The sequence below is a fragment of the Kocuria rhizosphaericola genome (assembly GCF_044462205.1).
GTDB classification, from domain to species: Bacteria; Actinomycetota; Actinomycetes; order Actinomycetales; family Micrococcaceae; genus Kocuria; species Kocuria rhizosphaericola.
Window position 1 is genome coordinate 1 of the sequence record NZ_JBISWK010000056.1, and the last position, 10,771, is coordinate 10,771.

Sequence of the window (10,771 nt, forward strand, 5' to 3'; positions counted from 1 at the left end):
CCCCGCCACCGCCGGCCCCGGCGGCGGCACGACGAGGCACGACAGGAGGACCCGGTGTTCTGGTGGCAGGGCGACGTCGGGCAGGGCGTCCGGGTGGCGTTCACGGACCGCGGCGCGGGCAATCTCGCGCTGCACACGGGTGACGACGCGGACGCAGTGCGGTCCCGCCGCGCCGCGCTCGAGCGGTCGATCGGCGTCCCCGGGGGCTCCCTGGTCTTCCTCGAGCAGGTGCACGGCACCGACGTCGCCGACGCGGACCGGGACGACCGGCCGGCCGTGCCGACCGCGGACGCCGCGGTCACGGCGACCGGCGTGCCGCTGGCCGTGATGGTCGCCGACTGCGTGCCCGTGCTCCTCGTGGGGGAGGGCCCGCGGGGTCCGGTCACGGGCGTGGCGCACGCCGGACGCCGCGGCCTGCTCGACGGCGTGCTGGAGCGCACGGTCGAGCAGCTGCGGGCCCGGGGCGCGCGCGGGCTGTCCGCCTGGCTCGGTCCCTCGATCTGCGGGAGCTGCTACGAGGTCCCCGCCGCCATGCGCGAGGAGGCCGTGGCGCGGGTGCCCGCGGTCGCCGCCACGACGTCCTGGGGCACCCCGGCCCTCGACCTCCGCGGCGGGGCCCGGGAGCGGCTGTCCGCCCTCGGGGTGGGCGTCGTCGAGCCGACCGCGGACACCGGCTCCTCCTGCACCCTGGAGAACGAGCAGCTGTCCTCGCACCGGCGGGACCCCGGCTCCGGCCGCATCGTCGGCCTCGTCTGGGGCACCGGTCCCCGCGGGGAGGACGCCGCGTGAGCGCGGACCCGGCCGCCGCCCCCGGCGGGGACGATCCGCGGACCCTGGAGCTCGCCCGCTCCCTCGACCGGGTGCGCGCCCGGATCGCGGCCGCGGCGGAGCGGGGCGGGGCGGCCGAGGAGCCCGTGCTGGTCGCCGTGACGAAGTTCTTCCCGGCCGCGGACGTGGCCCGGCTGCACCGCCTCGGCGTCCGGGACGTGGGGGAGAACCGGGACCAGGAGGCCGCCCCGAAGGCGCGGGAGGTGTCCGGGCTCGTGGACGGGCCCCTCACCTGGCACTTCGTGGGCCAGCTCCAGTCCAACAAGGCGAAGTCGGTCGTGCGCTACGCGTCGTGGGTGCACTCCGTGGACCGGGCCTCCCTGGTCACGGCCCTCGGCAAGGCGGTCCAGCGCCACCGGGAGGCCGTGGCGGCCGGGGACGCGGCCCCCGCGCCCTGCGCGGACCAGGCCCTGACGTGCCTGGTCCAGGTGTCCCTGGACGCCGAGGAGCGCCGCGGCGGGGCCCGCCCCGAGGACGTCGTCGGGCTCGCCGAGCAGATCGCCGGGACGGAGGGCCTGCGCGCCGGAGGGCTCATGGCCGTCGCCCCGCTGGGTGCGCCGCCGGGGCCGGCCTTCGACCGCCTCCAGGAGATCTCGCAGGAGCTGCGGCGGTCCCTGCCGGAGGCCACGGCCGTGTCCGCGGGCATGAGCCAGGACCTCGAGGAGGCGGTCGCCCGGGGAGCCACGCACGTGCGCGTCGGCTCCGATATCCTCGGCCCCCGGGCGCCCGTAGGATAGCTTGGAGGACGGCCCCGAGGGGCCAGGGCCGTACCGCGCAGCACCACGGGCGCAGGCGGTCCGAGGATCCCGGAACTCCCCCCACCGCCGATATCCGCACAGACAGTCAAGGAGAGCACCATGGCCGGAGCGTTGCGCCGCACCATGATCTATCTCGGCCTCGCCGAGACGGACGAGGACTACGACGACTCGACGCCGTCCCGCCAGGAGCACCAGTCCGCCGTCGCGGTCCGCGAGGAGCCGCGCGAGGCCCGCGCCCACGAGTCCACCGCGGTGGCCGTGCCGCGCCGGTCGGCCGAGTACCGGGCGCCGGTCACCCCCATCAAACGCGCCCCCTCCAGCTCTCGAGAGGACAGCTCGACCTTGCGCACGATCACCACGGTCCACCCCCGCTCCTACAACGACGCGAAGTCCATCGGCGAGGCCTTCCGCGAGGGCACGCCCGTCATCATGAACGTCAGCGACATGGGCGACGCCGAGGCCAAGCGCCTGGTGGACTTCTCCGCCGGCCTGGTCTTCGCCCTGCACGGCTCCATCGAGCGGGTGACCGGCAAGGTCTTCCTGCTCACCCCGTCCTACGTGGAGGTCGTCGGGCACCCCGCCGGCGGCGAGGACGAGGCCGACGACCAGCAGGAGGACTGAGGCGGACCGATGGACCTTCTGCTCTCCGTGCTGTACCTGGCACTGCACCTCGTGTACGTCGCGCTGCTCGCGCGCCTCGTCCTCGACTGGGTGCAGATGTTCGCCCGCAACTGGCGGCCCCGCGGGGCGGCCCTCGTCGGGGCCTCGGCCGTGTACACCATCACCGATCCGCCGATGCGGTGGCTGCGGCGGATCGTGCCGCCGCTGCGCTTCGGCGGGGTGTCGCTGGACCTCGGGTTCCTCATCCTCATCTTCGCCGTCAGCATCATCCAGGGCATCGTCGGCACGATGCTGATCTGACCCGATGCCGCGCTGACGCCGGCCCGGTCCGCCCCGGACCGGCCTGTACGCTGTAACCGCACGACCACCGGGTGCCGGCCACCGCGCCGCCCCGGCCCCGGTCGGACGGATCCCCCGCCGCGGGCCGCGCCCGCGCCCCGCCCACGAAGGAATGCACTCATGGCTCTGACGCCCGAAGACGTCATCAACAAGCGGTTCCAGCCCACCAAGTTCCGGGAGGGCTACGACCAGGACGAGGTCGACGACTTCCTCGACGAGATCGTCGTGGAGCTGCGCCGCCTGAACCAGGAGAACACGGACCTCAAGCAGCAGCTCGAGGCCGCGGGGCAGCCCGTGGCCCCCAGGGACTCCGCGCCGTCGCCCGTCTCCGAGCCCGGCCTCCCGGTCGCGGAGGGCACCGCCGGGGAGACCCAGCCGGACGCGGCGGAGCAGGACGCGCCCGCGGCGGCCGGGCCGCCGGACACCGGTGCCGCCGAGGCCGCCCCGGCGGAGACCGCCCCCACCTCCGGCGCGGCGCAGTCCGCGGCCGGCGTCCTGGCGATGGCCCAGAAGCTGCACGACGAGTACGTCGCCGAGGGCACGGCCGAGCGCGACCGGATCATCGGCGAGGCCCGCGACCGTGCCGAGGAGCTCGTCACGGACGCCCAGCGCACGCGCGAGGAGACCCTCACCGCCCTGCAGGAGGAGCAGGCCGAGCTGCAGGCCCGCGTCTCGGGGCTGCGGACCTTCGAGCAGGACTACCGCACCAACCTCAAGGTGTACATCCAGGACCAGCTCCAGGACCTGGACACCACCCCGTCCCTCGAGCCCGCACCGACCGCGGACGTCGCCACCGGCGCGGCCCGGACCGAGCAGGCCTAGCCACCGGGCCGCGGCACAGCACCGACGGAGGGACCGGCCGCGTGCCGGTCCCTCCGTCGTCGCCCGGCCGGGGCGCTCCCGGGCGGACGTGGCACCATGGAACCGGACCGAAGTCCCCGCCGCCCCGATCCCCGGGCCGGACGCGCGTCCCCGATCCGCCACCCGAGGAGAGCATGAACGAGCCCCCCGAAGTCCCTGCCGGCGCACCCGACCGCGGGGTGCCGCGGGGTGTCCTGCTCCTCGCCGCGGTCGCCGCGCTGCTGGTCTACGCCACGGACCAGCTCACCAAGTGGTGGGTCGTCTCGACCATGGCGCTGGGCGAGCGCACCCCCGTGGTCGACGGACTGCTGTGGTGGCAGTTCATCCGCAACCCCGGCGCCGCGTTCTCGCTGGGCGAGGACATCACCTGGGTCTTCACCGTGGTCATGGCGGTGGTCTCGGTCCTCATCGTGCTCACCCTCCGCCGCGTCCGCTCGCGGGCGTGGGCCCTGGCCCTGGGCCTGGTCCTCGGCGGGGCCCTGGGCAACCTGACCGACCGGCTCCTGCGGGAGCCCGGTTTCGGGGTGGGGCACGTGGTGGACTTCATCGCCGTGCCGCGCTTCGCGATCTTCAACATCGCCGACTGCGGGGTGGTCGTGGGGGTGTCCCTCGTGGTGCTCCTGACCCTGCTCGGCAGGGAGCTCGACGGCACCCGCACGGGCTCGCAGCCGCTCGAGACCTCGCCGGAGGAGGGGGCCCGTGGCTGATCCCGAGGAGCACGTCCAGGAGCGCTTCACCGTGCCGCCCGAGCTCGAGGGTCACCGCGCGGACGCCGCCGTGGCCGCCCTGACGGGGCTCTCGCGCTCCGCGGCCGCGGTTCTCTGCGCGGAGGGGCGCGTGCTGCACCGCGACCGGCCTGTCGCCAAGTCCTTCCGGGTCGAGGCCTCGCAGACGCTCACCGTGCACGTGCCCGTCCCCGAGGACCCGGCACGGATCGTGCCCCAGCTGGTCGAGGACTTCCGGGTGGTGCACCTGGACGACGACATCGTGGTGATCGACAAGCCCCCGGGCGTCGCCGCGCACCCCTCGCCGGGCTGGAAGGGACCGACCGTGGTCGGGGCCCTGGCGGGCGCGGGCGTCACCGTGAGCACCTCCGGCGCCCCCGAGCGGGCCGGCGTGGTGCACCGGCTCGACGTCGGCACGTCCGGGCTGATGGTCGTGGCCCGCACCGAGCGCGCGTACACCGCGCTCAAGCGCGCGTTCAAGGACCGGACGGTCACGAAGGTCTACCACACCGTGGTCCAGGGCCTGCCGGACCCCCTGCGCGGGACCGTCGACGCCCCCATCGGCCGCCACCCCGGCTACGACTGGCGCTTCGCCGTGGTCGAGGGCGGACGCACGTCCATCACCCACTACGAGGTCCTGGAGGCGTTCGGCCGGGCCGCGCTCGTCGAGGTGCACCTGGAGACCGGCCGCACCCACCAGATCCGGGTGCACTTCTCCGCGCTGCGGCACCCGTGCTGCGGGGACCTCACCTACGGGGCGGACCCCGCGCTGTCGGCCGGTCTGGGGCTCACCCGGCAGTGGCTGCACGCCAAGCGGCTGGGCTTCGAGCACCCCGGGACGGGGGAGCCCGTCGAGTACGAGAGCCCGTACCCGCCGGATCTCTCGTTCGCCCTCGAGACGCTGCGCGACGGCGGGCCCGCCTGAGCCGGGAGACCGGCCCCGGTGGGGCGGAGCGGTCGGTGCGGGCCACTACACTGGTCGGGTGACGACGGCGACCGGCAAGAACAGCTTCACCCACCTGCACGTGCACACCGAGTACTCCATGCTCGACGGTGCGGCGCGGCTCGACGACCTCTTCGAGGCCTGCCACGAGCTGGGGATGTCCTCTCTCGCGACGACCGACCACGGCTTCGTCTTCGGGGCCTTCGACTTCTGGAACAAGGCCCGCAACGCGGGGATCAAGCCCATCATCGGCGTGGAGGCGTACCTGACGCCGGGCACCGCCCGCTCCGACCGCACCCGCGTGAAGTTCGCCGACGGCGGCCGGGACGACGTCTCGGGCGGCGGCGCCTACACCCACATGACGCTTCTCGCGGAGACCACCCAGGGCATGCAGAACCTGTTCCGCGCCTCGTCCCTGGCGTCCCTCGAGGGCCAGCTGTACAAGCCGCGCATGGACCGCGAGCTGCTGAACACCTACGGCAAGGGCCTGATCGCGACCACGGGCTGCCCCTCGGGCGAGGTCCAGACCCGTCTGCGCCTGGGCCAGTACCAGGAGGCGCGGCAGGCCGCGGCGGAGTTCCGCGACATCTTCGGCGCGGAGAACTACTACTGCGAGCTCATGGACCACGGTCTGGGGATCGAGAAGCAGGTCACCGGGGACCTGCTCAAGCTCGCCAAGGACCTGCAGCTGCCGCTCGTGGCCACCAACGACCTGCACTACACCCACGCCGAGGACGCGAAGTCCCACGCCGCCCTGCTGTGCGTGCAGTCCGGCTCGACCCTGGCGGACCCGAAGCGCTTCAAGTTCGACGCCGACGAGTTCTACCTGAAGTCCCCCGCGGAGATGCGGGAGCTCTTCCGGGACTTCCCGGAGGCCTGCGACAACACCCTGGAGATCGCGGAGCGGTGCAACGTCGAGTTCGACACCTCCGCGAACTACATGCCCCGCTTCCCGACCCCCGAGGGCCACGACGAGGAGTCCTGGTTCGTCGAGGAGGTGCAGCGGGGCCTGCACCACCGCTTCCCCGGCGGGATCCCCGAGGACGTCCAGCGGCAGGCGGACTACGAGAAGGGCATCATCCTGCAGATGGGCTTCCCCGGGTACTTCCTGGTGGTGGCCGACTTCATCAACTGGGCCAAGAACAACGGGATCCGGGTGGGCCCGGGCCGCGGCTCCGGGGCCGGCTCGATGGTCGCGTACGCCATGCGCATCACCGAGCTGAACCCGCTGGAGCACGGGCTGATCTTCGAGCGTTTCCTCAACCCGGACCGCGTGTCCATGCCCGACTTCGACGTCGACTTCGACGACCGCCGCCGCGCCGAGGTGATCCACTACGTCACCGAGAAGTACGGCGACGAGCGCGTGGCCATGATCGTCACCTACGGCACCATCAAGGCCAAGCAGGCGCTCAAGGACTCCTCGCGCGTGCTGGGCTACCCCTTCTCGATGGGGGAGAAGCTCACCAAGGCCATGCCCCCGGACGTCATGGGCAAGGGCATCTCCCTCAAGGACGTCTACGACGACTCCGCCAAGCGCCACGGCGAGGCCGACGAGCTGCGCGAGGTCCTCGCGCAGGACCCCGAGGCGAAGAAGATCTTCGAGACCGCCGAGGGCCTCGAGGGGCTCAAGCGCCAGTGGGGGGTGCACGCGGCGGGCGTCATCATGTCCTCGCACCCGCTCATCGACATCATCCCGATCATGCGCCGCGAGCAGGACGGCCAGGTCATCACCCAGTTCGACTACCCCACGTGCGAGGGTCTCGGGCTGATCAAGATGGACTTCCTGGGCCTGCGCAACCTGACGATCATCTCCGACGCCCTCGAGAACATCACCCTCAACCAGGACGGCTTCGTCCTCGACCTCGAGAACCTCGGCCTCGAGGACGCCGAGTCCTACGAGCTGCTGGCCCGCGGCGACACCCTCGGGGTGTTCCAGCTCGACGGCGGGCCCATGCGCCAGCTGCTCAAGCTCATGCGCCCCGACAACTTCGAGGACATCTCCGCGGTCATCGCGCTGTACCGGCCGGGTCCCATGGGCGCGAACTCGCACACCAACTACGCGCTGCGCAAGACCGGCCAGCAGGAGATCACCCCGATCCACCCGGAGCTCGAGGAGCCGCTCGCGGAGATCCTCAACACGACCTACGGCCTGATCGTCTACCAGGAGCAGGTCATGGCGATCGCCCAGAAGGTCGCGGGCTTCTCACTCGGCCAGGCCGACATCCTCCGCCGCGCCATGGGCAAGAAGAAGAAGTCGGAGCTGGACAAGCAGTACGAGGGCTTCCACGGCGGCATGGCGGAGCGCGGCTACTCCGAGGCCGCGATCAAGGCCCTGTGGGACATCCTGCTCCCGTTCTCGGACTACGCGTTCAACAAGGCCCACTCCGCGGCCTACGGGCTCGTGTCCTACTGGACGGCGTACCTCAAGGCGCACTACCCGGCCGAGTACATGGCGGCGCTGCTCACCTCGGTGGGCGACGACAAGGACAAGCTCGCCCTGTACCTCACCGAGTGCCGCCGGATGGGCATCACCGTGCTGCCCCCGGACGTCAACGAGTCCGCGCTGAACTTCACCCCGGTGGGCACCGACATCCGCTTCGGCATGGGCGCGGTGCGCAACGTGGGCGCCAACGTGGTCAGCGCGATGGTCGAGGCCCGGGAGGAGCACGGCGCCTTCACCTCCTTCAACGACTTCCTCGCCAAGGTCCCCGCCGTGGTGTGCAACAAGCGCACCATCGAGTCCATGGTCAAGGCGGGCGCCTTCGACCGGCTGGGCCACACCCGGCGCGGGCTCGTGCTGTGCCACGAGGAGGCCGTGGACGCCACGGTGGCCGTCAAGCGCCAGGAGGCGGCCGGGCAGTTCGACCTCTTCGGCGGCATGGGCCTGGACGACGAGGACCCCACCACGTCGCTGACCGTCGCGGTGCCGGACGTGCCCGAGTGGGAGCGCAAGGACCTGCTGGCCTTCGAGCGCGAGATGCTCGGCCTGTACGTCTCCGACCACCCGCTGCGCGGTCTCGACGAGGCGCTCGGCCAGTACGCCGACACCTCGATCCAGCCGCTGCTCGGCGAGGACGGCCGGCCCGACGGCGCGGTCGTGACCGTGGCGGGCATGATCACGTCCCTGTCCCGGCGGATCGCCAAGACCTCGGGCAACGCCTACGCGCGGGTGGAGCTCGAGGACCGGACGGGCTCGATCGAGATCATGTTCTTCGGCAAGGCCTACGCCCCCATCGCGGGCGTGCTCGCGGAGGACCTCATCTGCGTGATCAAGGGCCGGCTGCAGCGCCGGGACGACGGGTCGGTGACGATCTCCGCGCAGGAGCTCACCGTGCCGGAGCTCTCGGCGGACGGGCACAGCGGGCCCGTGCTCATCGCCCTGCCCGAGTTCCGCGCCACGGAGGAGACGGTCAAGGAGATCGGCGCGGTGCTGCGCAACCACCGCGGGGACTCCGAGGTGCGCATCCACCTCGAGACGCGGCAGAAGGTGCAGGTCCTGCGCCTGGGCCCGGACCTGCGGGTCAATCCCTCACCGGCCCTGTTCGGGGACCTCAAGGTCCTGCTCGGCCCGACCTGCCTGGAGGTGTAGCCCACCGGGCGGCGGAGCGCAAGGTCCGGCACCCGGTCGGGCGCCGCGGTGGAATACCATGGACAACGTGACTACTGCTGAGACGACCACGACTCCCGTCCTGCGAACGATCGACCTGCGCGGCCGGCACCTGTCCTGGTCCGAGCTGCGGGCGGCCGTGCCCCGGCAGAGCTCCACGTCGCTCGCCTCGGCGCAGCAGGCCGTGGAGGAGATCCTGGCCGCGGTCCGCGCCGAGGGCGCCGAGGCCCTGCGCCGCTACGCGCAGCGCTTCGACGGGGTGGAGCAGGGCTCCCTCCGCGTCGATCCCGCGGTGATCCGCCGGGCCGTCGACGAGCTGGACCCGGCCGTGCGCCGGGGCCTGGAGACCGCCATCGAACGGACCCGGGCCTTCGCGCGGGCGCAGCGGCCCGCCGACGCCCGTGTCGAGGTCGCCCCGGGGGCCGTGCTCGTGCACCGGTGGACGCCCCTGCGCCGAGCGGGTCTGTACGTGCCCGGCGGGCTGGCCGTCTACCCCTCGTCCGTGGTCATGAACGTCGTCCCGGCCCAGGCGGCCGGGGTCGGCTCGGTGGTGCTGTGCAGCCCGCCGCAGAAGGAGTTCGGCGGTCTGCCGCACCCCACGATCCTGGCCGCCGCCGGGCTGCTCGGCGTGGACGAGGTCTGGGCCATCGGCGGCGCCCAGTCGCTGGCCGCCATGGCCTACGGGGTCACGGACGGCGAGGACGTCCTCGAGCCGGTCGACACCGTGACCGGTCCGGGCAACGTCTACGTCGCCACGGCCAAGCGCCTGCTCCGTTCCGTGGTCGGCGTGGACGCCGAGGCGGGGACCACCGAGATCGCCGTGCTGGCCGACGACACCGCCGTGCCGGCCTACGTGGCCGCCGACCTGATCTCCCAGGCCGAGCACGACCCCGCCGCCGGCGCGGTGCTGATCACCCACTCGCCGGGGCTCGCCGAGCGGGTCGCCGCGGAGCTGGCCGTGCAGGTGCCCGAGGCGAAGCACCGGGAGCGGATCACGACCGCCCTGTCCGGGCCGCAGTCCGGGATCGTGCTCACCGACGACCTCGACGCCTCGATCGCCGTGGCCGACGCCTACGCCGCCGAGCACCTCGAGATCCACACGGCCGACCCGCAGGAGGTCGCGGCCCGCGTGCGCAACGCGGGGGCGATCTTCCTGGGGCCCTACAGCCCCGTCCCGCTCGGCGACTACGCGGCGGGCTCGAACCACGTGCTGCCCACGGGCGGGACGGCGGTGCACGCCCAGGGGCTGTCCACGAGCGCGTTCATGAAGGCCGTGCAGATCGTCGAGTACACAGAGGACGCGCTCGCCCGGATCGGGGAGGACATCGTGGCCGTCGCACGCTCCGAGGACCTGCCCGCGCACGGCCGGGCCATCACGATCCGCACCGGGAGCTGATCCGACCGTGCACTGCCCGTTCTGCCGCCACACCGACTCCCGCGTCGTCGACAGCCGCACCACGGACGACGGGACGGCGATCCGCCGCCGCCGCCAGTGCTCCGAGTGCGGCCGGCGGTTCACCACGCTCGAGACCACGACGATCTCGGTCATCAAGCGCTCGGGCGTCACCGAGCCCTTCGACCGGCAGAAGATCGTCAACGGGGTGCGCAAGGCCTGCCAGGGCCGGCCGGTGAGCGAGGACGACCTCGCGATGCTCGCCCAGGAGGTCGAGGAGACGATCCGGGCGCTGGGCGCCGCGGAGATCGAGGCCCACGAGGTGGGGCTCGCGATCCTGGCCCCGCTGCGCAGGCTGGACGTGGTGGCCTACCTCCGCTTCGCCAGCGTCTACCAGGCCTTCGACGGCCTGGGGGACTTCGAGGAGGCGATCGACCTCCTGCGCCGCCAGCAGGCCGAGCAGTCCGGGCAGCAGACGATCCCCGCCACCGTGGAGCCGATCGGCTCCGCCAAGCGGCGCCCCGGCCGGCGCCCGCGGGGCAAGGGCCTCGAGGGCGTGTCCCAGCCGAGGCTGCTCTGACGACCCGCCCCGGCGGCCCGGCACGGCCGGCCGGCCGGACCCGGCGTGTCTCTTGCCGCAGCCCGCAGCAGGGTCGTAGAGTGGGCACCACAACAGGCTCCCGCCGGGGGCCGCGG

Annotated in this window: 10 protein-coding genes; all 10 read left to right on the forward strand. The window is 73.0% G+C overall.

Annotated features, from left to right (window positions below; genetic code table 11):
• On the forward strand, positions 1-789 hold a 789-nt coding region (locus ACH9D2_RS06150; RefSeq protein ID WP_396361945.1), incomplete at its 5' end, for a laccase domain-containing protein.
• Entirely contained in the window at positions 786-1,565 is a 780-nt protein-coding gene (locus ACH9D2_RS06155; RefSeq protein WP_396361946.1) for a YggS family pyridoxal phosphate-dependent enzyme, read from the forward strand. The genes ACH9D2_RS06150 and ACH9D2_RS06155, both read left to right, overlap by 4 nt.
• A 120-nt stretch (positions 1,566-1,685) precedes the next feature.
• Positions 1,686-2,207 carry a cell division protein SepF gene (locus ACH9D2_RS06160; RefSeq protein WP_396361948.1) on the forward strand — a complete coding sequence of 174 codons (522 nt, stop codon included), beginning with the start codon at positions 1,686-1,688 and terminating at the stop codon, positions 2,205-2,207.
• A 9-nt stretch (positions 2,208-2,216) separates the two neighbouring features.
• Positions 2,217-2,507 carry a YggT family protein gene (locus tag ACH9D2_RS06165; protein WP_396361950.1) on the forward strand — a complete coding sequence of 97 codons (291 nt, stop codon included), beginning with the start codon at positions 2,217-2,219 and terminating at the stop codon, positions 2,505-2,507.
• A gap of 159 nt (positions 2,508-2,666) precedes the next feature.
• Positions 2,667-3,368, forward strand: coding sequence for a DivIVA domain-containing protein (locus tag ACH9D2_RS06170; protein ID WP_396361952.1), 702 nt, complete (start codon positions 2,667-2,669; stop codon positions 3,366-3,368).
• 173 nt (positions 3,369-3,541) lie between these two features.
• Positions 3,542-4,114 carry a signal peptidase II gene (gene lspA / locus ACH9D2_RS06175; RefSeq protein WP_396361954.1) on the forward strand — a complete coding sequence of 191 codons (573 nt, stop codon included), beginning with the start codon at positions 3,542-3,544 and terminating at the stop codon, positions 4,112-4,114.
• Entirely contained in the window at positions 4,107-5,057 is a 951-nt protein-coding gene (locus tag ACH9D2_RS06180) for an RluA family pseudouridine synthase (protein WP_396361956.1), read from the forward strand. Before lspA ends, ACH9D2_RS06180 begins: the two co-directional genes overlap by 8 nt.
• 58 nt (positions 5,058-5,115) lie before the next feature.
• Positions 5,116-8,664 (forward strand): DNA polymerase III subunit alpha, encoded by a 3,549-nt coding sequence (gene dnaE / locus ACH9D2_RS06185; protein ID WP_396361958.1) that lies wholly within the window; start codon positions 5,116-5,118, stop codon positions 8,662-8,664.
• A gap of 58 nt (positions 8,665-8,722) precedes the next feature.
• Positions 8,723-10,078 (forward strand): histidinol dehydrogenase, encoded by a 1,356-nt coding sequence (gene hisD / locus ACH9D2_RS06190; protein ID WP_396361960.1) that lies wholly within the window; start codon positions 8,723-8,725, stop codon positions 10,076-10,078.
• Positions 10,079-10,085: 7 nt separating this feature from the next.
• The gene (gene nrdR, locus ACH9D2_RS06195; RefSeq protein ID WP_396361961.1) at positions 10,086-10,655 is read left to right on the forward strand and encodes a transcriptional regulator NrdR; all 570 of its coding nucleotides are present in this window, start codon (positions 10,086-10,088) and stop codon (positions 10,653-10,655) included.
• Positions 10,656-10,771 lie beyond the last annotated feature (116 nt).